This window comes from Bacteroides sp. BFG-637 (genome assembly GCF_024793605.1).
GTDB lineage: Bacteria > Bacteroidota > Bacteroidia > Bacteroidales > Bacteroidaceae > Bacteroides > Bacteroides vicugnae.
Map to the genome: position 1 here is coordinate 4212395 of NZ_JANUPD010000002.1, position 26462 is coordinate 4238856.

17 protein-coding genes and 2 pseudogenes are annotated in these 26462 nt (G+C 44.5%); 1 reads left to right on the forward strand and 18 read right to left on the reverse strand.

The annotated features are described in order from the left end of the window. Nucleotides 1–18 precede the first annotated feature (18 nt). From NXX38_RS16165 to NXX38_RS16220, 12 genes and pseudogenes are all read right to left on the reverse strand, one after another. Nucleotides 19–1188, reverse strand: coding sequence for an alginate lyase family protein (locus tag NXX38_RS16165; protein ID WP_258980204.1), 1170 nt, complete (start codon nt 1186–1188; stop codon nt 19–21). 35 nt (nt 1189–1223) lie between these two features. Further along, nucleotides 1224–3713: a glycoside hydrolase family 2 TIM barrel-domain containing protein gene (locus NXX38_RS16170; protein WP_258980205.1), complete on the reverse strand. Its 2490-nt coding sequence runs from the start codon at nt 3711–3713 to the stop codon at nt 1224–1226. Between the two features lie 64 nt (nt 3714–3777). After that, nucleotides 3778–5036, reverse strand: a pseudogene (locus tag NXX38_RS16175) (glycoside hydrolase family 88 protein). Nucleotides 5037–5202: 166 nt separating this feature from the next. Then, a complete protein-coding gene (locus NXX38_RS16180) occupies nt 5203–9438 on the reverse strand; it encodes a two-component regulator propeller domain-containing protein (RefSeq protein WP_258980207.1) in 4236 nt (1411 codons plus the stop codon). After that, nucleotides 9425–10265, reverse strand: a pseudogene (locus NXX38_RS16185) (transporter substrate-binding domain-containing protein). Before NXX38_RS16185 ends, NXX38_RS16180 begins: the two are co-directional and overlap by 14 nt. 17 nt (nt 10266–10282) lie before the next feature. After that, nucleotides 10283–12334, reverse strand: a complete 2052-nt coding sequence (locus NXX38_RS16190; protein ID WP_195649081.1) for a putative porin — start codon at nt 12332–12334, stop codon at nt 10283–10285. Nucleotides 12335–12454: 120 nt separating this feature from the next. Continuing rightward, nucleotides 12455–12997: a 2-oxoacid:acceptor oxidoreductase family protein gene (locus NXX38_RS16195; RefSeq protein WP_074556452.1), complete on the reverse strand. Its 543-nt coding sequence runs from the start codon at nt 12995–12997 to the stop codon at nt 12455–12457. A gap of 20 nt (nt 12998–13017) precedes the next feature. After that, nucleotides 13018–13782: a thiamine pyrophosphate-dependent enzyme gene (locus NXX38_RS16200; protein ID WP_005677852.1), complete on the reverse strand. Its 765-nt coding sequence runs from the start codon at nt 13780–13782 to the stop codon at nt 13018–13020. Nucleotides 13783–13794: 12 nt separating this feature from the next. After that, on the reverse strand, nt 13795–13968 hold the full coding sequence (locus NXX38_RS16205) for a hypothetical protein (protein WP_008999147.1): 174 nt from the start codon (nt 13966–13968) through the stop codon (nt 13795–13797). 101 nt (nt 13969–14069) lie between these two features. Continuing rightward, nucleotides 14070–15149: a 3-methyl-2-oxobutanoate dehydrogenase subunit VorB gene (locus NXX38_RS16210; RefSeq protein WP_074556453.1), complete on the reverse strand. Its 1080-nt coding sequence runs from the start codon at nt 15147–15149 to the stop codon at nt 14070–14072. A gap of 11 nt (nt 15150–15160) precedes the next feature. Further along, the gene (locus tag NXX38_RS16215; protein WP_004297419.1) at nt 15161–15388 is read right to left on the reverse strand and encodes a ferredoxin family protein; all 228 of its coding nucleotides are present in this window, start codon (nt 15386–15388) and stop codon (nt 15161–15163) included. Nucleotides 15389–15422: 34 nt separating this feature from the next. Further along, nucleotides 15423–15704: a tol-pal system YbgF family protein gene (locus NXX38_RS16220; RefSeq protein ID WP_008999149.1), complete on the reverse strand. Its 282-nt coding sequence runs from the start codon at nt 15702–15704 to the stop codon at nt 15423–15425. Nucleotides 15705–15960: 256 nt separating this feature from the next. Here NXX38_RS16220 and NXX38_RS16225 point away from each other — a divergent pair, with 256 nt between their 5' ends. Next, complete coding sequence (locus NXX38_RS16225) at nt 15961–16440, forward strand: DUF456 domain-containing protein (protein WP_074556510.1); 480 nt, start codon at nt 15961–15963, stop codon at nt 16438–16440. A 111-nt stretch (nt 16441–16551) separates the two neighbouring features. Here the strand turns inward: NXX38_RS16225 and rpiB are convergent, their stop codons facing one another. From rpiB to araA, 6 genes are all read right to left on the reverse strand, one after another. Beyond that, nucleotides 16552–16986, reverse strand: a complete 435-nt coding sequence (gene rpiB / locus NXX38_RS16230) for a ribose 5-phosphate isomerase B (RefSeq protein ID WP_004309178.1) — start codon at nt 16984–16986, stop codon at nt 16552–16554. Then, nucleotides 16986–18995 carry a transketolase gene (locus NXX38_RS16235; protein WP_258980213.1) on the reverse strand — a complete coding sequence of 670 codons (2010 nt, stop codon included), beginning with the start codon at nt 18993–18995 and terminating at the stop codon, nt 16986–16988. The genes rpiB and NXX38_RS16235 overlap by 1 nt, the downstream gene beginning before the upstream one ends. A 142-nt stretch (nt 18996–19137) precedes the next feature. Continuing rightward, the gene (locus tag NXX38_RS16240) at nt 19138–20682 is read right to left on the reverse strand and encodes an alpha-N-arabinofuranosidase (RefSeq protein WP_148366260.1); all 1545 of its coding nucleotides are present in this window, start codon (nt 20680–20682) and stop codon (nt 19138–19140) included. A 66-nt stretch (nt 20683–20748) separates the two neighbouring features. Beyond that, nucleotides 20749–23151: a glycoside hydrolase family 127 protein gene (locus NXX38_RS16245; protein WP_258980214.1), complete on the reverse strand. Its 2403-nt coding sequence runs from the start codon at nt 23149–23151 to the stop codon at nt 20749–20751. A gap of 146 nt (nt 23152–23297) precedes the next feature. Continuing rightward, nucleotides 23298–24893, reverse strand: a complete 1596-nt coding sequence (locus tag NXX38_RS16250; protein WP_148366264.1) for a xylulokinase — start codon at nt 24891–24893, stop codon at nt 23298–23300. 22 nt (nt 24894–24915) lie between these two features. Next, on the reverse strand, nt 24916–26445 hold the full coding sequence (gene araA, locus NXX38_RS16255; protein ID WP_148366378.1) for an L-arabinose isomerase: 1530 nt from the start codon (nt 26443–26445) through the stop codon (nt 24916–24918). Nucleotides 26446–26462 lie beyond the last annotated feature (17 nt).

A 26462-nucleotide genomic window follows, 5' to 3' on the forward strand; every position in this document is an offset into this window, starting at 1 on the left:
TTCTATTGATTTTCTAGTTTATTGAATCCATAATAACGGGTGACGGATGGGAAGATTACGTACCACCTCTTCGTTGGTGGGGAAATGCTCCAGTTGCATCCATGTTTTGAAATATTCTTTGTTGAAATGATGTAATGTGCCGAATAACAGGAACGGTTGCGCCACCGGCCATTCTTTCCAGAACATGATGTCGGGTTGTCTCTTCCAGCTACTTTTGTCTTTTACGTATGGATAAAGCCAGGCGATACCCTTATCGATGTTTTTGCCATCCGGTGTGGTATAGTTCCATATGTTTTTTTCTTCGGTAGTGAGCAGTTGGCAGATAGTGGCCATTGCGTCAAGGTTGAAAAGAGAATAACCATAGGGCTTGGTGCGTTCCAGTTCTAAAGGGAAACTGCCGTCTGCAGCCATTTGATTAGGTAAAAGTACTGTTTTATAGCGTTCCGTGCAAAAACGAATCATTTCCCGGTTGTCCGTGAACAACGCAAAGGCAGCGGCTTGCATGACCCAGCAGGTACCATGATTGTTTTTCGCTTCCATTTCTTTGATTCCGTAACGGTGTGTGGACATCCAGGTCAGATAATCGGAGAACCATTGTTTGATAGTCCCCAGTTCTTCCTTGTCAATTATCCCTTTCGCTTCCATAAGCCGGAGCGACTGCACTACTTCGATCAGGTGAATCGTATCGATAATTCCTATTCCTCGTCCTGTCGCTACTCCCTTGATGGCCTGTGCATACAGCAGATTGGGATTCATCTGTGTATCCGGGGTGATAAACCATGCCCGGATATGTTGCATGGCTGCATCGGAATATACTTGTTTACCCGTAAGTATCCAGGCGGAAGTAAGGTCGCCTACCAGTTGGCTCATGCGAATCATGGCCTGCCGGTGTGCTGTGAAATTCTCCGGGTTGGTTTCTCCGTCCCGGCGGATATAAGGACCGTCGGGAGTTTCCGGATTCGGCCACCAGTAGTCGCCCTCCGAATAGAAGTCATGGATACCTCCGGCACTTCTTGTCGCGCGGGTAGCGGTCACTGTGACCGGTTTCTCATGAAGCGCGGCATCTGCCCGTTGTATCGTTTCTTTTTCTAAAAGGTGACGGATCTGTTCGGCTGTGTTTTCTCCGGCAACTGCCGTAGCAGTGCCAAAGAATATAATGAAACCTATTGAAACTATTGTCTTTCTCATGGTACTTTTCTCCTTTTCTTATTCAGCTTTCACTGCTATTCAGCTTTCACTTCGATGAAAGCAGTTTGAATGCCCGGTGATTTTACGGCTATCTGGCATGTACCGTTCAAGTCAACGCGAATCGCAGCTCTGCCATTATAAGCCTGTACTTTTCGGGAACCGGTGGATGTTCCTAAGTTCTGAATCAGTTTTCCGTCGCCCGCAGCTTCAAATGAGATTACATTTGCAGCATCCAGGCAGGGGATCCCTTTGTCGTCAGTCAGCTGGGCTTCCACCCATACGATAGAACCTTTATCGGGGTATGTCTTCAACTTCAGTTGTTTCGGATTGCCCCATTCTTCTGTCTGGTAGTTGAAACTTATTTCATCCGTAATGGCTGCTTTCATGTTACCTTTACCAGGGCCTTTCACAGCGACCGCTTTTATGTTATTTTCTCCTGCTTTCAGTAGGCAGTTCCAGTGAAGTCCCGCTGCCGGAAAGTCCTGGCTGTTGCGTTGCTTGACTCCCTGACTGACGCCGTTCACGAACAGTTCTACTGCTGCACAGTTGGAATATACCAGAATCTCTTTTTCTTCGTTCACTTTGCCCCATCGAGTCCGCCAGTTATGACCGTAAATATGAATCATAGGCTGTTTAGTCCAGTAAGACTGGAAGACGTAGTAGGCCTCTTTTTTAGTGAGATCCCGTTCTACCACTCCTTTCTGATTGACGTATGGCACCGGATTATCGGGGCGGAGAGGGGTGGAGAAATCTTTGAATACCCAAAAGGCGGTTCCTGTCAGCCAAGGCATTGTTTCTTGCTCTTTCAAGTGCCAGTCGAATAGTTTTACGATGTAAGTTTCCGACCAGTCGCCATCTCTGGAAGCACGGGGATCTCCGCCTTGCAGGGCGAAGTCGCCTGCCCGTTCGTCGGCACTGTTTCCACTCGTAATTGCCTGTAGCGGGTTGAAAGGATATTCGGAATGACGTCCGGCATGTGAGTCACCTCCCCATTCTACGTGCAGGAAATGTTTCACCCGTTTCATCTCGTTCTCCGAAATGCTCTTGTAGTCTGTGAATTGTCCGCGATACCAGCCTGCCCAAATGGAGGGAGAGTAGACATCTACAATATCATTGCAGAAATCACATCTGCGGATGGAAGTCATACGTGACGGATCGAGTTGGTGTGACAAGTCATTCAACTCTTTCATGAAAGCACGGATGGCCGATTGTTCGAATGTTGAGAAATCATTGGGCCAGTCATTTTCATTTCCCAATCCCCAAAGGATGACGGAGGGATGATTATGGTGTTGGGTAATCATGTTGGTCAGCATCCGGCGGGCTTGTGCCTGATATTTCTCTCCTCCCAGTCCACCTCTGCACCAGGGGATTTCTTCCCATACCAAAATGCCTAACTGATCGCATAAACGGAGAATGATGTCCGATTGTTGGTAATGTCCCAAACGGATAAAGTTGACTCCCATCTCTTTAATCAGTTTCATTTCCGCTTCCATTTGTTCTTCTGTCATAGCGGCACTTACTCCGGCATGGTCATCATGCCGATGGGTTCCTCTTAACAGCAGACGTTCTCCGTTCAACCGGAAAGGTCCGTTTTCAATGAATTCAAAGTGACGGAATCCGACGGATTCTGTAATAGTCTGTTTGCTTTGAGGAGTAGTCAATGTCAGTTCGCAGGTATAGAGTTGAGGCTGGTCGGGACTCCACAGAATCGGATTCTTAATCGTTGTTTCGAACAGAGGATTTGTTCCCAACGGAAGAATCGTTGTTGTCTGTTCCCATACCTTTTCTCCATTAGGTGCCTTTAATAAAAGGTGAATGCTTGCCTGGCGAATATCATTCGGGTTATGAAATGTTCCTTGTATCTTTAGAAAAGCGCTTTTCATATCTTTCTCTACAGGGGTTTCTATCTGTATATTACTGAAGGACACTTCGGGCTGGTAAATCAGATTCACGTAGCGGTAAAGACCACCGTATAAGTTGAAATCCGACAGGTCGGACGGAATCATCTCCGTATCTCTGGTATTATCGCAACGAACGGATAATGGAATTCTGCCATTGAAGCGTTTTGCGCAATCCGGGTTGGCAAGGGCTTGCTGAACGGCTTCGGTGATATCGACACTCCAACCGTCGTAGCCTCCTGTGTGACTGGCTACTTTATATGTATAGACATACACTTCCGTTTTTTGTCCTGCTCCCTCAAACTCCAGCAGGATGCGTCCATTGAGATATGGATTCTTGATAGAAAGCTGCGTGCGATACCATCCTGCGCCCTGATAATAATTGATATCCGGGTCTACTGCATCTTCTGCATTGAAACAGTGGGGCAGGGTAACCTGTTGCCAGATAGGCACTGCTTCGGAAGAACCGGGGTCAGCGGGACGTATTGCTTCCCAAATGCTTCCCAAGTCACCTTTCAGGTATTCCCATGAGTCTGTCAGCCGGATTCTTTGTTGAGTCGGAATCATGGCATTTAACGGGAGTATCAGCAGAATGAACAGGATGAATATGGAAGATAATCTTTTCATAATTAGTAATGTACTAATAAGGATAAATAGTAAAGTGATGTGATCGTGAGAGTTGCCGGAAGATTTAGAAAAGACTTTCTTCCTTTTCCAATTTAGCTTTGCGGAGCAAGGCTTCCAGGAAATAATAGTCGGCGTATGAAAGCGGGACATCTATTTCGCTGTCGTGTGGTTTGGAACCTGTGCTGTGCAGCAACAAGAATCCTTTATCCCCGTTCAGTTGCGCACGATAGCTATGCGTCAGATTCTGGAGAATCTTATCGGCTTCCTGCTTGTATTGTTCTTTCTTTTCGGGAACGTATGTGCTTAGTTCATAAAGAGCGGATGCCATACAGGATGCAGCGGATGCGTCACGGGGTTCGTTCGGTATTCCGGGTGCGTTGAAGTCCCAATAAGGAATCAGGTCTGCCGGCAGGGTCGGATTACTGAAGATGTATTTCTCTACTTTTTCCGCCTGTTGCAGGAATTTGGGTCTGCCGGTTTCACGATAACACATGGTATATCCGTATAAGGCCCATGCTTGTCCGCGTGCCCATGCCGATTCGTCGGAATATCCCTGATGCGTCATTTTGCTGCGTACCGTTCCGTTGATGGTATCGTAATCTACTACATGATAGCAGCTGTTGTCTTCACGGAAGTGATTCTTCATGGTAGTGAGTGCATGGTTGACTGCTATATTATAATAGGTGGAGTCGTTTGTTTCGCGGAATGCCCAGAACAGAAGTTCAAGATTCAGCATATTATCGATGATAACGGGGAATTGCCATTTGTCTGCATGGTGGTCCCAGGAACGGATACAGCCGATTACCGGTTTGTAACGGGTAATCAGGGTGCGTGCGGATTGCAACAGAATATCTTTATAAGTGGAATCTCCGGTCAGACGATAACCGTTTCCATAGCTGCAATACATCTTGAAGCCCATGTCGTGTGTTTTTCCGTTATTTTTTTCGCGTTCCAGAATTTCTGTATGTTTCTGCGCCTGCTCTTTCCAATATGGATTGTGCGTGTACTCATATAGATACCAAAGCTCACCGGGGAAGAATCCACTGGTCCAGTCTTTAGAAACAACCAGTTCCAGTGAACCGTCCGGTTTGATACTGCGGGGATTGGTTAATTCCCCCAGCCTTTGTTTTCTCTCTTTTCTCTACTCTCTTGTGATTCATTGGCACGTGCCTCGTCTATTTGAGTCAGTGCGTATTTTAATTGCTGTTCGGCAAATGCGAAGTTAGAAGCAACGATATCTTGCTCTTTAGAGTGATTACAACTGGTAAGTGTGATGATTCCAAGTCCGAAGACCAACAAGTAGTTTTTAATCTTTGTTTCCATATGATTATATTAAGTAGAACAACATTGCAAATGTATGGAAACAGAGTAGAATCGGTTTGTCTAATGATGCCAGATGTTTGCATTTTCATCCCAAACAAATAAAAAAATCCGCTCTGTAAGCCTTGTTGGGACATTTTTTATTGTTTGGGACGATTTTGTAAATCGGCTATTTCCGGATGGTATCAATATCTGTATGGCCTGAATGTGACTTTTGATATTCCGATGGAGAAACACCGTAAGCTGATTTGAAACATTTCGTGAAATAGGCAAGAGTACTGAATCCCGTAGCCGTTGCAATTTCGGTAATGTTCATTTCTGTTTGCTTCAGCATTTGTGTAGCTATTTCCAAACGTTTATGACGGATAAGGTCATTCAACGGCAGGTCGGTGATAGCTTTCAGTTTCCGGTAAAGGTTGCTCCGGCTGAATCCCATCTCTTCACAGATTTTGTCTACTTTCAAATCGGGGTCAGTGAGATACTTTTCAATGATTTTGAATAGTTTCTGCATGAATTTCTCATCGGCAGAGGTCGTTTCCACTTCAATTCCCATGGATTGCAGGGAGAAGTTTTTGCTATATACGGATTTTAGCTTCTCCCGCTGTGCCAGAAGATTGTAGATACGTACCAGCAGGACATCAATATTAAATGGTTTGACTACATAATCGTCTGCTCCCGACAAGAATCCTTCTTTGACATGCATCACCATCGTGCGGGCAGTGAGTAGAATAACGGGAATATGTCCTGTCTGCAAATTGTTCTTGATAAGTGAACAAAGTTCCAGTCCGTCGATACCGGGCATCATAATGTCCGTCACCACTAGGTCGGGAAATTCTTTCAGGACAATTTCAAAAGCATCCGAACCGTTGTCGGCTTCCAGTACATGGTAATATTGTTCCAAGTGTCCTTTTACGTAACTTCGTATCTCTTCGTTGTCTTCTACCAATAGAACTGTTTTGCCGGGTAGGGATGGAGTGGCTCCGGAAACGGTGTTTTCGGAATCAATGGCTCCGGACATACCCTTTTCTACTTGTTCATTGGTTTCTTCCGGGAGAACAACGGCATCCGCTACCTCTTCTTCTGTCATGGTGTGGTTTGGCAATAGGATAGTGAATACGCTTCCTTTGGGGGTATTGGCTGTGACTCCAATTTCTCCGTGATGCAGATGAACAACAGATTGAGTCAGGCTTAATCCGATACCTGTGCCATTCATATTCTCGCTACCTGTCGTGTGACCAACCTGGTAGAAGGGAGTGAAGATTTGGGTACGTTCATCTTCTGGAATTCCTTTTCCCGTATCTGCTACCTGAATCACTAAATAACTTCCCTGATGGGAGGTGATAAGCGGAGAATGTTCCGATAGCCAGTCGCTATGTTCTTGGCGGAGAGTGTCTATATCTGTAATCAGCAATAAACGCAGAGTGATCGTATCTCCCGGTACTGTGAATTTGAAAGCATTCGACAATAAATTGAAAACAGCTTTTTCGAGTAAGCCCTGATCGAAGCAGGCTGTCACCTCACCTTGAGGGGCCTGATATTCAAAGTGAATCCGTTTGCTTTCGGCAATCTGCCTGAATGTATAGAATATTTCGAGCAGGAAAGCATTCAGGTCGCTTTGAGACAGTTGGAGAGTAAGATTACCACTCTGGTTCTTCTGTAAATCCATCAATTGATTGACGAGAAGTAATAATCGGCGGGCATTTTTCAGAATCATTTCCAGTTGTGTTCTGATAAACTGGGGAACTTCTGCCCGTTTCATCAACTCTTCCAACGGACTGATGATAAGTGTCAGTGGAGTACGTAACTCATGCGAGAAGTTGGTGAACAGGTGTAGCTTTGTCTGATGGAATTCTTCCATGCGTTGTTTTTCCATTTGCTTCATGCGCAAGTCCAGTTCCAGTTTATGCTTACTGTACATATAATAGCCGATAGTAAACATGATTCCCAATGCGGATAGGACATAGAGAATATAGGCCAGTGGCGTTCCCCACCACGGAGAGCGAATGATGATTTCCATTTTCTTTCCGGTTTCATTCCATACGCCGTCATTGTTGGATGCTATGACCTGGAATGTATATTTTCCCGGAGCGATGTTGGTATAGAATGCTTCTTTACGACTACCTACGTAATTCCAGTCTTCGTCGTGACCGGAGAGTTTATAGGCATATTGGTTCTGTTTATGCAAAATGTAGTTCAAGGCACTGTATGCAATGGAAAAATTATTTTGATTATAGGCAAGTACCAATGTTTGTGTATCATCCGGGGCACTATCCAGCAGATGAGTATCATCATTCGGTGTGATAACCTTATTGTTTACGGTCAGTTGGGTCAGTACTACCGGCGGCATGGTGTTATTCTTTAGGAGAGAGCCGGGGGTAAAAGAAAGGAAACCATTGCTTCCGCTAAAGTAGATCTCACCGTGGGGCAGACTGATGACTCCCTGCGGTGTAAACTCCAACGTTTCAGAACCGACAAAACAGTCATAACTACGTATCTGCCCGGTCTTGGTATTCAGCTCGGCTATTTCCTTATCGACACTAATCCATAAGTTATTATTGTGCTCCACCATGGCATATACCTCATTATTGGGTAGCCCCTCTTTCTTGCCAATATGTTTGACGACGCCTGTTCCTTGTTTATACAGGTATATTCCTCCTCCGAAAGTGCTGAACCAGATTTCGCCGTTCGCTTTGCGCACCATGGAAGTGATGTAGTTATTTTCGAGTTTCTGATTGGGATTTGTCTCTGACATATTGCAACGGAGCACCGTTCCTTTTTGCATATCATATTCGTAGAGCCCGAACGACCGGGTTCCTATCAGAAAGGTATGGGCATTCAGTGGCAGGAAACTCCGGAGACTGGTAAAGTTGACAAACTCCTTCTTCTCTTTGCCATACGGGAACTGATTCGTGATTTTTCCGTCCGGAGACAGTTTCACCAGTCCTTTGTCGGCTGTCGTTCCAATCCATAGATTATTCTCTGCATCTTTATAAAAAGTATAGATAGCTATATTTTTTTCCCGGTCGAATGAATATACTAATGTGAACTTTCTGGAGGGAATATGGAATTTATAGACTCCTCCGGTACTTGTGCCACACCAGATGTAATCTCCGTCCAGTAACAGGGATTTGATGATGTTCTTGTTAAACAATCCTTGGGAGGTCTGTTCAATCAGGAAGTTGGTATATTTCTTGGTGATGGGATCGAACTGCATTAATCCTCCTCCCTCTGTTGCAATCCACAATGAAGTGGAATCATACACCATCGTGCCAAAGATATTATATAACTTCTGGTTGTTATTCTCTACCGGATGGTAAAAGATGAATCGGTTATTGAGCGGGTTATAGTAGTTCACACCACCGGAGTAGGTACCTACCCAGAGCGTTTTTTCCCGGTCGATGTAGATACTGCGGACGGAAAAATGACTTAGGCTGTTCTGGTTGGCATCGAACCGGTTGTACTTGGATATATCATCGTTTCTTAAATCCAGAATACTAAGTCCGTCAAACGTCCCGATAATCAATTTCTGGTCCTGCTCGGTGATGCAACGGATATAGTCATTTGTCAGTCCGCTGTTTTTCTGATTGTAGATGGATAAGTCTTTGGTCTTCGGGTTCCATTTATTCAGTCCCCTGGTTTCTGTTCCTATCCATATCTGATGCCGGGAGTCTTCGAAAATACAACTGATTGCGTCGTCCGACAGGGCAGGCAGTGTGCTTTTATTGAGTTGCTGAATCAACTCCATTTCAGGCGTACAGATAAATAATCCGTGACGGTGGGTACCAATATAAAGCCGTTTTTCTGCATCAATATAAAGCTGCATGATTGCTTCATTCTCCGGGATTTGGTCGGAGTATTTCTTCTTGAATTCCCCGGAACGGGGGTACCATATACATAACCCCGTTCGGGTACCAACCCACAGATTTCCGGACTGGTCAAATTGAAGAACGGCAATGTTGTTTCCTGCCATGTTTGGATAATCGTTCGTTTGATATTTGGTAATCTGATTGGTTTTGAGATTGATATAATTAAGCCCGTTATTGGTGCCTACCCACAATCCGTCATTTGCATCGTCCGGCAACAGGCAGGTGATATGATTGTCCGACAATGAATGAGGATCATCGTTATCATGCTTGTATACAGTAAATTTCTCCCCGTCGTATTTGTTTAATCCATTGCGGGTGGCAAACCAGATATACCCTTTGGAGTCTTGGGCAATGGCAAGGACTGATAGTTGCGACAAGCCATTCTTGAGATTGATATTCGAGAAATTGAATATCCCGCTTTCTGCGGCATGGGTCCGTGGAAAGCAGATAGTCAGGAGAATCAAGAAAGCTATAAAAGAAAATGAACGTATATGGAATCGAAGTTTTTGTGTAATAGAAATAAGGTTATTCTTTATCATAGTATTTCTTATAAATCTTTTGGTATTCCTTTTCCTTTTGGAATTTATCCAGCCATGTATTCAAACTATCGAGTAAGGCGGGGGATTGTTTGCTGACTGCCCATGAGTAGAACTGCGTGAAGCTGATAGCTGTATTAATATCTATTTGCGGCAACGAATCTGCTGCTGCCAGTGCGATACTTTCGTCACAAACGGCATAGTCGATGTCTCCATGCGCTACCATTGATATCAATTGTTCGGAACCGTATTTATCAATCTCTTTGATATAGATCGTGTCTCCGATCTCATTGCCTAAATTCTGAATACGCAAAATAGAAGGAGAACCTTTTACGACATGGAAGTGTTCGCTGGGCTAAATCCAGCTGGGTACGGATATAGAGCGAATCATTCTCTCCAGTTTCTTTGCGTTGCACCAGCACTTGCTTGTTGAGGAAAATGGGAGAGGTGAGAAGCAGAGAGTCTTTTAACTTGCTGGTGGCTAATATGCCATAAGCAATCACATCATAACGTCCCTCGCTTAATCCTTCCAACCGCTTTTCGAAACTCATGATAGGTGTTATTTCGGCTTTGAGCCCTTTGTCCCGGGCGAATGCCTGGATCAGTTCGTAATGAAAACCGGAAACAGTGTCACTGTCTACATAAAAACTGATGGAATTATATTCAGTGGCTACACGTATGATACCCTCTTTGGCAATGGCAGCATAATCACGCGGATGTCCCGCAGGTTTTTCCTGCTTGCCGCATTGACGGAAAGAGGAGATAAATGCCAATACAACAATCACTGGCACTAAATATCTGAACAGTCTCAATTTGGGGCGTGATGCCATAAGCCGTATAGTTTTTGTTAATCATAGAAATTCCATGAAAGACCGAATTTCAGCACACGTGGGTTGATGGGGTAGTGCGGAGACAAAAAGTAATTCGGACTGCTCATGCCCTGGTTCACGTGATACATCATTACATAGAAACGTGTACGCTTTAAATGTAAATTTGCATATACATTCACAATCGGATAACCTCCTATCTGTACTTGGTCGTCTGTCGGTTGCAGATGAAAATTCTGAATGGCCGGCATATAGGCAGGTGCATTGTATTTGCTGAAATAACGCACGTCGGCTCCCAATTGCACACTAAGTACTTTCTTCGCCAGTTTGAACTGCATATAGAAGTTATGATATAGCGAGAGATCAGGTAGGGGAAGTACAGTCTGGTCACTGGATTTCTGCCAGGTCACTTCATTGTCCAGATGGAAGATTCCCAACTTGAAGTCCTGATTAAGACTTGCAGATAATACCTGTATACTTCCGCTGTTCTGTTCCGGTGTTGCTTCTTGGTTGAAGTAAGTATAGTTCTTGATGTTTTCAACTCCTGCTTTCAGGCGTGTCCTCCAACGTGCAATGCTCAATTCCCCCTCAATACGGGTACGGAATTCCTTGTCCATATCGTCGTCCCACATAAAATGCTTGGAATGATAATGGCGCATATAGAAAGGAGCAAGCTTATTGCTGACTTCACCACGGGCTATCAGACTGACGGTATCTTTCCATAACGGGAAGTTCAGGTCAATATCTCCTTTTACATTAAATTGTCCGATGGCTTTTCCTGCCAATCCCACTTCTCCGATAGCATGGTAATGAAGTACATTTCCTTCACGTTTGGATAATTCTCCTCCAACAAATATTTCATTTTCGTTGTATTTGTCGGGCAACGGATTTCCTTCCATATTCATCAATGTATACTTGCTGATTTTATAGGAAGCGAATGCCGTCAATCCGGCTTTGGCATATTTATTAAAGCCTTCCAATAGAGCAATACCTATGGTATTCTTGATTCCTACATAGGTGGTACTGTCTCTGGCCGTAGGATTATCTGGGTCTAAATAAGTGTTTTGATAATAATTCTTCTCGCGCATATCATCATTCGAGTTGAAGGTATGCCGTGCCCGTTCTACCTGGATGGTGTGTATAAAACTGGTAACGGGGACAAACTCCTGTTTGGCGGGAGTGGTGTCATTTTCAGCCTGTGGTATGTCACGACTGAATCCCAGATTATATCGTTGGGTCAGGAAGACATAAAAGTCATGGTTACGGTTGGTCGTTGCATTTAGTACGGTAGGAATATTGGTTGACTCATATTCTCTTTGACCTTGCGCCATTTCTTCCGGTGCAGTGATATAGCGGTCGTCCTCAATACCTCCGTTTTCGTTTGTTTTCAGGTAATTGTTGCTGTATATAGCTTGCATCTGATATTTGTCGCCGATATAGCTACCGAAAACAGCTGCGTTAAAATACGCCGTATTCTGATTATTGTAATATCCTCGTCCGTACAGGTAATCTATATTAAAGCCGAAAGCCAGTTTCTTGTTTACATTGACAGAGAAGTAAGATTTGAAACGCTCTTCCCCGTTCACTTTATTACCGGCTTTGTGATACGTCAGATTCGTATAAGGTACGTTACTGTTGGTAAAATTAAATTCCGTAGGACGAATAAAGAAACTGGAGAAAGGCTCCATGAAAATAGTCGGTTCCGGGTCACGGCGGTCAAAGAAGATGCGTGACATACGGGGAGAACCCATATTGGCCAGATAATTGTAATGTCCGGTAAGTCCTTCGGTCAGGTTTGAATTCTGGAAATGATGAAAGGCTGTATCTGCCGGTACTATGGTCCGGTCGCCCAACTGGTTTTTGATACGCCACATATACAATTTTGGAGGCAATCCCTGTACTTCGACATTTGCACTATCCAATCTGTCCGGAATCATGGCAGGGTCTACCTGATTTCCGTATTGGTCGTATCCGTTTTCGTCTACTCTCTGGCGACCATTATCGAACTGTGCCTGAACAGTCGTCAAACCTATAACGGAAAGTAATATATATAATAGTAAGATTCGTCTCATAATTGGAGGCAAAGATACTTACTTTAATTGAGAATTGAGAATTGAGAATTGAAAAATATGTTGCATCCTTTACTTGGCGAGCAATTATTTCTTAATTCTCAATTCTTAATTTTTAATTTATTAAACCTCACGGATTAACTCCATCCCTTTCTTGATAGCTTCCTCGTTCATAGGAATCAAGTGGTGGTGGCGTTCCGGCAAGGTTTTCTTCAATCCTTTAACCACATTCTCCAAAGTTACAACCGGACGAAGTTTCAATAAACCGCCAAGTACGATCATGTTGAATGCTTTGGCATTGTTCATCTCGTTGGCTGCATCCATTGCGTCAATACGATATACTTTGATATCCTTGCGAGTAGGAGGGTGGATAATTCCGTAACCGTCATAAATCAGGATACCGCCGGGTTTCACTTTGCTTTCGAACTTCTCGAGTGAAGGCTGGTTCAGAATGATGGCAGCATCATATTTACTTAGAATCGGTGAAGATATCTTGTCGTCGCTTACAATAACTGTAACGTTGGCCGTTCCACCTCGTTGTTCAGGACCATAAGCCGGCATCCAGCTCACTTCTTTGCCTTCCATCAGACCGGAATATGCCAGAATCTTACCCATAGACAATACGCCTTGTCCACCGAAGCCTGCTATAATAATTTCTTCTTTCATTGTTCTGTTGACTTTTAGCGTTATTCTTTATCTTTTAAATCACCTAGCGGATAGAATGGGAACATGTGTTCTTCCATCCATTTGTTTGCTTTTTCGGGAGTCATCTTCCAGCCGGAGCTGCAAGTAGAAACGATTTCCACCAGGTTGGAACCTTTACCGCTCATGGAATTCTCAAACGCCTTACGGATTGCTTTCTTAGCTTTGCGGATAGCCGGTACGGATTGTACGGACTGGCGGGTTACGTAAGCGGTTCCTTCCAATTGGGCAGCGATTTCAGTAATCTTCAGCGGATAGCCATGAAGTTCCACGTCACGTCCGTAAGGACAAGTCGAACTCTTCATTCCTACCAGTGTAGTCGGGGCCATTTGACCACCTGTCATACCATAGATGGCATTGTTGATAAAGATAATCGTAATGTTTTCGCCACGGTTCAAAGCATGTATGGTTTCAGCTGTACCGATACAGGCCAAGTCACCGTCGCCTTGGTATGTAAATACGAGACGGTCCGGCCACAAGCGTTTGACAGCGGTTGCCACAGCAGGAGCGCGCCCGTGTGCTGCTTCTTGCCAGTCAATGTCCAGATAGTTATAGGCGAAAACCGCACATCCTACCGGAGAGATTCCCACTGTTTTATCTTCCATGCCCATTTCCTCTATTACTTCGGCAATGAGTTTGTGTACCACGCCGTGACTGCAGCCCGGACAGTAGTGCATGGCGTTATCGTTCATCAGAGTCGGTTTTTTGTAAACCAGATTCTCGGGTTTGATTATTTCTTCTTTAGTCATAACTTCTTCTCCTTATCTGTTGGTGAACCGTATAAAAAACTCCATCAGCTTGACAAAGATTGCCGCGCCGCATACGTAGATAAACATTTTGAAATCTTCTTTGGCTACAAAATAGATGATGATGGCTGCGACGGCCAATATCATAAAGAGGATATTCAGTACGTTTCTTATTTTATCGGGATTCATCGCTTTATTTACTATTTTTTATTTACGATTTACGATTAAGATTATTTTGCGACTTACCATAGTTACTTTAGTCGTAAATCGTAAATAGTCTAATCGTCTAATTACATTATTTTTTCTTCCAAGGCAGTTACAATTTCATCCGGGTCGGGCACAATACCGCCGAGGCGTCCGAAATGTTCTACCTTTATTTTACCGTTAACAGCCAGGCGGACATCTTCAATCATCTGTCCGGCATTCAGTTCCGTAACAAGCATGCCCTTTACTTTATCAGCATAAGAGGCAATTGCCTTTGTCGGGAATGGCCACAAGGTGATCGGACGCAGAATACCTACTTTGATACCCTTTTCACGAGCCAGTTCCATTGCTTTTTGGCCAATGCGTGCCATTGAACCAAAGGCGATGATCAGATATTCTGCATCTTCGCAGTTTATTTCTTCAAAACGTACTTCGTTTTCTTCGATTTTACGATACTTGGCCTGGAAGCGGAGGTTGTTGATTTCCATTGCTTCCGGTTTCAGTTCCAGAGAAGTGATAATGTTCGGTTTGCGCCCTTTCGCCTTTCCGGTAGTAGCCCATGGGCATTGTTCGATTACTTCCGCTTCCGTGCGGCGTGCTTTTTGAGCAGGAAGAACTACTTTTTCCATCATCTGTCCGATCACACCATCAGCAAGAATAATAGCCGGATTACGGTATTTGAATGCCAATTCGAATCCCAGTGCTACGAAATCCGCCATTTCCTGTACGGATGCCGGTGCGAGTGCTATCAGTCTGTAGTCACCATGACCACCACCTTTTACAGTCTGGAAGTAGTCTGCCTGGCTCGGTTGGATGGTTCCCAGTCCGGGACCGCCACGCATCACATTCACAATCAGACAAGGAAGTTCGGCACCTGCGATGTAAGAGATACCTTCCTGTTTCAGACTTACACCAGGACTTGAGGATGATGTCATAACCATTTTTCCACTACCTGCACCTCCATATACCATATTGATAGCTGCCACTTCACTTTCTGCCTGGAGTACTACCATGCCGGTTGTTTCCCACGGTTTCAGTTCGGCCAGCGTTTCCAACACTTCCGATTGGGGAGTAATAGGATATCCGAAGTATCCATCCGCACCGCAGCGGATAGCTGCATGGGCGATGGCTTCGTTTCCTTTCATTAATACAACTTCTTCTGCCATATTCTTTTCTTTTATTCTACTTTTACTTTATACACTGAAATACATCCGTCCGGACAAACCGTTGCACACGAGCTGCATCCGTTGCAGGTATCTTCTTTTACTTGCCAGGCATAGTTATAGCCTTTCATATTTACCTCTTTATTGAGGGCGATTACATCGAGCGGACATGCCACTACACACAGGTTGCATCCTTTGCAACGCTCCGTGTCGACTACGATTGCTCCTTTGATTTTTGCCATAATCTTTATTTTATTACGTTATCTTTGAGTTCGATTATTGATTAAACATATCTTTGTGGTAGAAATTGAGGATATCAATTGCCATTTTCCGGGCCTGAACGGCAGGGCTGTCCGGATTGAGCTCGATGGCATACTGGTAGTTGTCCAGTGCCCGCTTCCAATCTCCTTTTTTTCGGTAGGCATTTCCCCGTAAATAGTAAAGAGTATCTTTCTCTTTTTCGACAGAAGTGTCCTGGAGAAGCTGGTCCAATTGCTTAATCGCTGTGTCCACATCCCCCTGATTGATAAGCTCTTTTAGGTTGTCTATTTGCTCCATTTCTTTCGTCTTTCGGGATTCTGAAACGCAAAGATAGTTTTTATTTGTGTAAATGGGGCAAATGAAGACGGAAATTTACAACGTTTGGACTTTATTGTATATTGTATAGTAGAGGCGGATTATCCTCTGATATGCTACACGCTCTTGTCATTATTAAGCAGGCAGTGAAGGGGAAAGGGGTAGAAAAATTCTTGATGTTAGCTTGTTTTTACTGAAAGATACGGTATTTTTGTGCAGAATTAAAAAAGAACAGACTATGCTAGATATTATTTTGATTGTAATTGGCGTGCTTTGTATGATAGCTGGGTTGGCGGGTTGTATCCTTCCGTTTCTTCCCGGTACTCCCATTGCTTATTTAGGGCTGGTCATTCTGGATCTTACCGATAAAGTGCAATATACTACAACACAATTAATTGTGTGGCTTTTGATTGTGGTCGTTTTGCAAGTATTGGATTACTTCATGCCGATGCTGGGGAGCAAGTATAGTGGCGGTAGTAAATGGGGAAATTGGGGATGTATTATAGGAACTCTTGTCGGCCTTCTTTTTTTGCCTTGGGGAATTATTCTTGGTCCTTTTCTAGGAGCGGTGATTGGTGAATTATTGGGAAATAAAGAGTTTTTCCAAGCACTCAAATCCGGTGTAGGTTCATTAATCGGATTTATATTCGGAACTTTTCTAAAGTTTGTTGTTTGCGGTTATTTTTGTTATCAGTTTATTGTGGGGTTGGTGCGATAAGTACTTTCCTTTCATAACCTCATATACAAGAAACTCTGATATCAGTATAAAAATAAAGCTGCCCTTCAAAAAGAAGAACAGCTTTACTCATGTTTGATTTATCTTCAGGCTTTATTTTACCGGAATCTTGTCAATACGGTTCTGATGACGACCGCCATCAAACTTTGTAGAGAAGAACTCTGTCAAAATCATATCCGCTTCTTCAGTGCTGATGAAGCGTCCCGGCATGACCAGAACATTAGCGTCGTTGTGCTGACGAGCCAGATGCGCAATTTCTGCATTCCAGCAGAGAGCAGCACGAATTCCCTGGTGCTTGTTCAGCGTCATATTGATTCCGTTTCCACTGCCGCAGATAGCGATACCGGGATAACATTCTCCCGATTCCACTGCAAGAGCCAGTGGATGAGCATAATCCGGATAGTCTACGCTAGCGGTAGAGTTAGTTCCGAAATCCTTGTAAGCCCAGCCTTTTACTTCCAGCCAGCCGCGAACATATTCTTTCAGTTCAAAACCGGCATGGTCGCATGCTAATCCGATTGTTTTCATTAGAGCATTGCTTTTACTTGGTTATATACGTTCTCGGCAGTAAATCCAAGTTTCTCATCCAACACTTTGTAAGGAGCAGAGAAACCGAAAGATTCCAATCCCCAAACTTTACCGTGGCAACCTACCAGACCTTGAAGATTAACAGGCAGACCGGCAGTCATACCGAAAATCTTTGCATCTGCCGGGAGAACAGCTTCCTGATATTCTTTCGGTTGGTTACGGAACAGACCTTCAGACGGAGCGGATACAATGCGTACCTTTACGCCATCTTTGCGCAGCAATTCTGTGCCGGCTACCAATGTAGCCACTTCAGAACCTGAAGCTACCAGGATTACATCCGGATTTTCGTCAGAACCTGCTACGATATACGCACCCTTAGCTGCCTGTTCGTAATCAGTTCCTGCCGGTAAGTTGGCAATATTCTGGCGAGAGAAGATCAATCCTGTCGGAGTAGACGTATTTTCCATGGCAAGTTTCCATGCAATAGTTGTTTCTTCTGCATCGGCCGGACGAAGTACCAACATAGAGTTGTGTCCCTTGTGGTTCTTTAGTTTTTCCATCAGGCGGATTTGTGCTTCCTGTTCTACCGGTTCGTGAGTAGGACCGTCTTCACCTACGCGGAATGCGTCGTGTGTCCAGATGAATTTCACCGGTTGTTCCATCAAAGCAGCCATACGTACGGCAGGTTTCATGTAATCGGAGAATACGAAGAATGTACCGCAAGCAGCGATTACACCACCGTGGAGTGACATACCGATACAGATACAAGCCATCGACAATTCTGATACACCTGCCTGGAAGAATGCTCCGCTGAAATCACCTTTCTTGAAAGAATGAGTCTTTTTCAGGAAACCGTCAGTCTTGTCAGAGTTAGAAAGGTCGGCAGAAGCAACGATCATGTTTTCTACTTGTGTGGCAAGTGCGCCCAGTACAGTGGCAGATGCAGCACGAGTAGCGCTACCAGCTTTCTGTTCGATAGCAGCCCAGTCCACTTTCGGAGCTTTGCCCGAGAAGAAAAGTTCCAGTTTGGCAGCTTGTTCCGGGTTTGCTTTCGCCCATGCTGCTTTTGCAGCATATTTCTCAGCTACAATTTTCTTCAGCTCTTCTGCACGTTTTGCATACAGTTCGGCTACTTCCGGGAATATAACGAACGGGTTAGTAGGATCACCACCCAAATTCTTGATTGTATTTACATAAGCGTCGCCACCGAGAGGAGCACCGTGTGTAGCGCAGTTAGCTTCATAGCTGCTGCCGTCTGCCTTGCGTGCACCTTTACCCATAACCGTTTTGCCGATAATCAGTGTAGGGCGTTCTTTTTCAGCCTGTGCTTCTTTGATTGCTGCGCGGATTTCGTCAGGATCATTACCGTTGATGCTAAGTACGTTCCATCCCCATGCTTCATATTTCATGGCAGTATCTTCAACGGTTACATCTTTCGTTTCAGTAGAAAGCTGGATATCGTTGGAGTCATAGAACATAATCAGGTTGTCCAGTCCCAGTGCACCGGCAATACGTCCGGAACCTTGAGAGATTTCTTCCTGGATACCACCGTCAGAGATGTAAGCATAGATTGTTTGATTCATCACCTCGTTGAAACGGGCTTTCAGGAATTTGGCAGCGATGGCAGCACCCACAGCGAAAGTGTGCCCTTGTCCCAACGGACCGGAAGTATTTTCAATGCCCCGCATGATATCCACTTCTGGGTGTCCCGGAGTAGGGCTTCCCCATTGACGAAATTCTTTCAGTTCGTCCAGAGTGAATTTACCGGTCAATGCCAGTGTAGAATAAAGCATCGGAGACATATGGCCTGGATCCAGGAAGAAGCGGTCACGTCCTTCCCAACGGGGATTTTCAGGATCGTATACTAGAAACTCAGAGAAGAGTACATTTACAAAATCAGCACCACCCATGGCGCCACCCGGGTGACCGGAATTGGCTTTCTCAACCATTGAAGCAGCAAGAATACGGATGTTATCCGCTGCACGATTCATAAGTTTGTTATCGTTCATATCATTAAAATTTAATTGATTTCTGTCAGATTGTTCGCAAAGATAACTCTTTATGTGGATTTAACAATCCAAAAGAGCTATCTTTTTTATCGACAATTTTACGGTCTTCTTGTTTGCGATACAATAAGTAAATCCCCTAAAATTACTGTAACTCTAAAGTAACAATGGACTTAGCAGGAAGTTTTACCTTCATTGTTCCTTTATTGATTTTTACCTCTTTGAAAGGTGCCGGCTTTACAATATTAGGGTTTTCAAAAGAATTGTAATCGGTCAGTTTGGCGGAGGTCAGAATCTCTCCGACTGCTTTTTTTGCTTTCGTATCACCCAAATTGATGGTGATTTCCTGTGCTTCGTCAGCATCTACATTAGAAAGAGAAAGGTGAATCACTCCATCCTTGTTTTTGGAAGCTGTGGCGCTTACCATCGGAACGGTGCGGTTATCACGTACACTCATCTTTTCGCAAGTCAGCTCAATGGGAAGATAAGTGGCATCCTGATGTACTTTATACATCTTGAAGACATAATAAGTAGGAGTGAGCACCATTTCTTTGTCTTTCGTCAGAATCATAGATTGAAGTACATTGACTATCTGCGCGATATTTGCCATCTTCAGGCGGTCTGTATATTTGTGGAATACGTCAAGGCTTAAAGAAGCAACGAAAGCATCGCGCAATGTATTCTGCTGATACAGGTGTCCTTTGATGGTTCCCGGTTCTTCATCCCACCAGGTTCCCCATTCGTCGAGTAAAAGAGCGATCTTTTTGTCCTTGTCATATTTATCCATGATGGCGCAATGTTTCTTGAGCACATCTTCCACTTCCAGACATTTCCCCATTGTCCAATAATAATCATCCTTGTTGAATTGAGTGGCTGCTCCTTTGCTGCCGCTCCATCCGGTTACGGTGTAATAGTGGAGAGAAAGCCCCTGCATACGATGTCCTACACGATTCATCAATACGTCTGTCCAGTTGTAGTCATAATCACTTGCACCGCTGGCAATTTTGAACAGACGGTTGCCGTCGTAGTTGCGGCAATAGGTAGAATAACGACGGTATAAGTCCGCATAATATTCCGGACGCATACTGCCACCACAACCCCAACTTTCATTTCCTACTCCCAGATATTTGAGCTTCCATGCTTTGTCACGACCATTCTTACGACGGAGATTGGCCATGGGAGAGTCCCCGTCCGAGGTCATATATTCCACCCATTTGGCGAGTTCTTCTACGGTACCGCTACCTACATTTCCACTTACGTAAGGCTCACAACCCAGCATTTCGCAAAGATTCAGGAACTCATGTGTACCGAAACTGTTATCTTCAATCGTTCCGCCCCAGTTGTTATTCACCATCTTCGGACGGTTTTCTTTCGGACCGATGCCGTCCATCCAATGATACTCATCGGCAAAGCAGCCACCCGGCCAGCGTAGAACGGGAACAGCCAAGTCTTTTAATGCATTGAATACATCTGTACGGTATCCCTTGATATTGGGTATATCTGACTTTTCGCCTACCCAAAGACCACCGTAGATACATGAACCCAGGTGTTCGGCAAACTGACCGTAGATTTCTTTCGGGATAATCTCTTTGCCTTGGTCGGCATGTACGGTTATGGTAGCACTCTTTTGCGCGGAAAGAGATACTGATGCTGCCAGAAAGGCCGTACTGACTAATAGTTTTGCTTTCATAAATGGTATTTGTTTAATGATTATATAGATGTTTGATTTTGATGATGGTTATTTCTTTTTGAACGTTTATTTTAGTAAACGTACTTCGTAAATTGCAGGTGTCCATTCCGTTCCGTCAGGGATGAAACGTATCGGACAGCTGCCTGTATTCAGTTTTTGAGGCAGGACATAAGAAAGGGTGATAAAACCATCTTTATCTGCTTCACTGATCATTGGATTAACAGCCAACTTTTCATTATTCAGTAGAATAGCTACTTTGTTACGGTCATCTTTCCGTATTGTAATCAGTATGCGGCTTGCTTCTTCTTTTACTGTCAGTTGATAGCCGAACCAACCTTTGGCACGACGGAAGTGCCGGTCTGTGTTCGTTCCGGTTTCTGCCTGCTCATATTGGATGCCATGGTCGGATTCCGGCTGCTGTTCGCCGGGGAAGATAAGATCAATGGTTTGATTAGCTAATTCGGTTGCTTTTCGTTCAGCCGTTGCCATTTCTTCCTGAATGGCTTTGAACTGCTCTTCGCTTGTCTGCCGGAAATAAACGGCATAGCGGGAATTATGCAGGCGGAAGAAGGGAACAAGCTCCAATGCTTTGCCTTGTGCAGGGTAAACATCTCCGTTGTAGCTGAAAGCGATCCGGCTACCTTGTTCTTTGTGAAGAGACTTACGGATGGAATCGGGATTTCCTATCAACATCGGAACTTCCTGTAATGGAATTTGTTTGCCATGAGCGATATGTCCGCCACGACTGTCATCGGCATATAAACCATCGAGGTGTTCAGTGCCCGTGGAAGCTGCAAGAACGATAGGACCGTATAAGAAAGCATAATAATCTTTCTTGTCGGGAATCTGTTCCATGTTGACTTTCATCGGTAAGTTGAAAGTAACGATATCTCCTTTCTTCCATTTGCGGGAGAGAGGGAGATACTGATTACCTTTTGCCATAATGAATATTTTTCTTTTCTCATTGATGCTGATGCTATAGCCTTTGGATTGATTAGCCCATTCCGGAATACGTATCATTAAAGTACGTTTTTTCTGGGGCGCTTCATCTATTCGCAAAGTTACCTTACCGTCGTCAGGGAATCGGGTTTCCTGTGTCAAAGTTACGCCTTGCTCTTTCCAGGTCAGTTGTGAAGGGATGAAGAGATTGATATAAAGCGTATCTTTCTGATGTGCATAAATAAATTCACCGTATTTGGTATGATTCTCCAAGCCAGAACCGACACAGCACCACATGGATGTTTCCGGTTGTGAGTACACACGATAGTGTCCCGGGCGCATGGGAGTGAAATAGACAAATCCACCCTTATTCGGTTCCTGCGATGCAAGAATGTGATTGTAAAGCGCACGTTCGTAATAGTTTACGTAGTTGGGATCAGGCTCCTGTGTATTGTTGGGATTGTGAGAATTCTGGTAAAGCATTTTAGTAAGACGGAGCATGTTGTAAGTATTACAGGTTTCCGGTCCTTGAACGTCGTTCAGCATGGACGTGAAGTTATCCGCCGGGTGGAAATGCTCACGGACACTATTTCCTCCGATGCAGACGGAACGGTGATTGACTACCGTATTCCAAAAGAAACGGGCGGCATGATCCCATTCAGCAGCATGATTCCAACTCTTGTCATCTTGCGAAAGTTCGGCTATTCGTTTGTAACCGATCACTTTGGGAATCTGTGTGTTGGCGTGCATACCTGTCAGCTTGTCTTCATCTTTGATAAGCGGGTCGAGGATAAGTTTGTGGGAGAAACGGCGGGCCAGTTCCAGATATTTCTTGTCGCCTGTGATTTCAGCCACATCAGCGAAAGTCTCATTTAATCCGCCATGTTCGCTACGAAGCATATCCTGCATTTGTTCGTCGCTCAAACCGGAAGTGATGTCAATCATCCAGTCTGTAAGGTCAATCAGCATTTGGCGTGCCAGATCGCTTCCTGCATACAAGTAAGCGTCCCGTAATCCTGCATACGTTTTATGTATATTGTATAGAGGTACCCATTTGCCGTTAAGGTCGAAACCTCCGGCACGGATTTTTCCAGCTTTTATATCTTTCCAAAGTTGGAGACTTCCCGGAGTTCCTCCGATGAATCCTGTACCTACAGCTTGCTGTGCATGATGCAACTCATTCAGCATATAGTGGAGGCGGTTGTAGACAGCAGTATCTCCGGTAGCGGCATACATCATGGAGAGGGCGGATAGATAATGTCCGCCGATATGTCCGTCCAATCCGGTATTTTCCCAGTTGGTATAGCTGGGAGCTTTAGGTTGTAAACCTGCTTCGCGTAGAAAAGGAGCGAGCAGACGGTCGGGGTTTAAGGCAAGTATATAATGTAAATCAGTCTGTTGGGCTTGCAGGAACGGGCTATCCAATAGTTTTACATTCTGTAAAGGGAAGTAAGACACCTGTGGAGCATTTTGTGCTTTAGCCAGTGAGGCGGACAGGACAAGGCCAAGTATGAACGAGGTGGTTTTCATGGTAATAGTCTCCCCTTTTCCCTCTCCCAAAGAGGAGAGGGGTGGGGATAGTTAATGTTAATATTTAGTGAGAATTGGTTCTTGCTAAACAGCGATTTGTCGGCAATTTCTTGGTGAATATATAACAAGGAATTACCAATTGTCAACTATTTAAATTTGACCGCTGCCTCTTCGATGGGCAATCCTGCCTTGTAGTTTTCGATGTATGTATTAAAACCGGCTACATCTTCGGGTGTGGGTGATACCTCGACACCGGCATCTCCGACAAATACACTTTCATCCAGGAAGTCGGCAAGAGATTGTTTCTTTTCGTTGTTCACGAGATAAGAACCTAACAAGGCAATCCCCCAGGCACCACCTTCACCGGCTGTTTCCATTACCGAAATAGGCGAGTTGATGGCTGCTGCAAGGATTCTTTGACCTACTCCCTTTGTTCTGAACAGTCCTCCGTGACCTGTAATTCTATCCACTTTGATTTTTTCTTCGTTGAACAGGATATCATTACCAATCTTGAGAACGCCTACTGAAGCATATAGGTGAGTCCGCATAAAGTTGGCCAAATTGAACTTGTCATTGGCAGAACGTACAAATAACGGTCTTCCGTCCGCAAGTCCTGTTACAGGTTCGCCTGAAATATAGTTGTATGAAAGGAGACCTCCGCAATCTGTGTCACCGGTAAGTGCGATATGGTAGAGTTTACTATAGATTTCATCCATATTTACAGGTATGCCCAGAAGTTCCTGATATTCCTTAAACAAGTTGACCCATGCATTGAGATCAGAAGTACAGTTATTGCAATGTACCATGGCTACAAGGCTTCCGTCAGGAGTTGTGACCATGTCGATCATTTCGTATGGCTTGGACAAGTCTTTCTCCAATACAATCATAGAGAATGAAGAAGTACCTGCCGATACATTTCCGGTACGCTGTTTCACAGCATTGGTTGCAACCATACCGGTGCCGGCATCTCCTTCCGGAGGACAAACGGGTATTCCTGCTTTCAAATTGCCCGATACGTCGAGCTTTTTACTACCTTCCGGTGTGAGGACACCTGCATTTTCACCTGCCGATAATACTTTAGGCAGAATATCCTGCAGCTTCCAGCTATATTCTTTCGGAGCAATCAGCTTATCGAACTTAGCCACCATTTCGGCAGAATAGTTGTTAGTAGTCGGATCTATAGGAAGCATACCCGATGCATCACCTATTCCCAACACCTTTTTGCCTGTGATCTGCCAATGCACATAACCTGCCAGAGTGGTCAAGAAGTCAATCTCATTCACATGTGCTTCGTTGTCCAAAATAGCCTGATATAAGTGGGAAATGCTCCACCGCAGAGGGATATTATAGACAAATAGTTCGGACAAAATAGCCGCTGCGCGGCCTGTATTGGTGTTTCTCCAAGTGCGGAAAGGCACGAGGATTTCTTCTTTTTTGTTGAATGGCATATAACCATGCATCATGGCGCTGACACCGATGGCAGCCAGCGTCTCGATCTCTATGCCGTATGCATTCTTTACGTTCGTACGAAGATCGGCATAGCAATCTTGCAGCCCTGACCAGATGGCTTCAATGCTATACGTCCAAAGTCCGTCAACTAACTGGTTTTCCCAAGTGTGGCTACCTTGAGCAATAGGCTTGTTTTCCTGGTCAATCAAGACAGCTTTTATTCGTGTTGAACCGAGTTCTATGCCAAGAATAGCTTTACCTGCCTCGATGGTTGATTTTGCATCTAATTTCATGTTGAAATCAATATTTTAAGGTTTAGCAAAGTGCTTTATTCAACATGTAATAAACTTCGTTCATGCGCAGTTCTTTCTTGAAACAGCTGATCGTAGTATCCTTGTTGATATGTACCATTTCGATACCTGCGATTTCAGCATAATCTTCCCAATATTCTGCTGTCAGGTCGTAAGAGAAGCAAGAGTGGTGAGTTCCACCAGCCAGAATCCATGCACCTGCACCTACTTCAAGGTTTGGCATCGGAATCCAGAGAGCAGAAGCAACCGGCAACTTAGGCAGCGGTTTCGGCTCGATACATTCTACGTCGTTCACGATCAGACGGAAACGGTTACCCATATCTACAACAGTAGCAGTGCAGCCAGTACCGACTTTTGAAGTGAAGACCAGACGTGCAGTCTGACTCTTGCGGATACCTATACCGAGGAAGTGTACTTCCAGACGAGGTTTGTTGGCAGCGATAAGCGGACAGATTTCCAACATGTGTGACTGAAGGATAGAGCTGTTTGCACCATCGAAGTTCAGAGTGTAATCTTCCAGGAATGAGCAGCCTTTAGGAAGTCCCTGATTCATTACCCATACAGTGCGGTAAAGAGCAGCCGATTTCCAGTCACCTTCAGCACCGAATCCGTAACCTTCCGCCATCAGACGTTGTGAGGCAAGACCCGGGATTTGATCGAAACCATTGTATTCAATGTCGCCCAAATCGTCGAAGTTGGTAGTAAACCCTTTCGCACCTTTAGCTTTCAGGATAGCACGCATAGCCAGTTCAGCCTTGGCAGCATTCCATACTTTCTGGTAAGCTTCAGTTGATTTATCTTCCAAAGAAGCATCGTGATCGTACTCCTTGAAGTAAGTAGCTACCAATGCATCTACATCTTCATTCTTGATATCTTTGTGATATTCCATCAATTCGCTTACCGGACAGTAATCTACGTGGTAACCCATACGCTGTTCAGCTTCCACTTTATCACCATCGGTTACAGCTACGTTGTTCATCTGGTCGCCGAAACGGATAATCAGCATATCCTGTGAATCTGCCCAACCGGCACAAACACGCATCCAAACGGCAATCTTATGCAAAGTCTCTTCTTCTTTCCAGTAACCTACCACCACTTTACGACGGATACGCATACGGGTACAGATATGTCCGAATTCACGGTCACCGTGAGCAGACTGGTTCAGATTCATGAAGTCCATGTCCATGGTATCCCAAGGAATTTCCTTGTTGAATTGAGTATGCAGGTGCAACAAAGGTTTCTTCAACTGTTGCAAGCCGTGAATCCACATTTTAGCAGGAGAGAACGTATGCATCCAAGTGATAACACCGACACACTTTTCGTCATTGTTGGCTGCTTTGAAAACAGCTTCCACTTCTTTAGAAGAATTAGCTGTTCCTTTGTATACCACCTTTACAGGAAGTTTACCGGATTCGTTCAATCCGTTAACCATTTCATTAGAGTGTGCATCTACTGCGATTACTGCGTCACCTCCGTACAAAAGCTGTGCTCCTGTTACGAACCATACTTCATATTGATCAAATACGTTATTCATCATGTTATAGTTTAAAT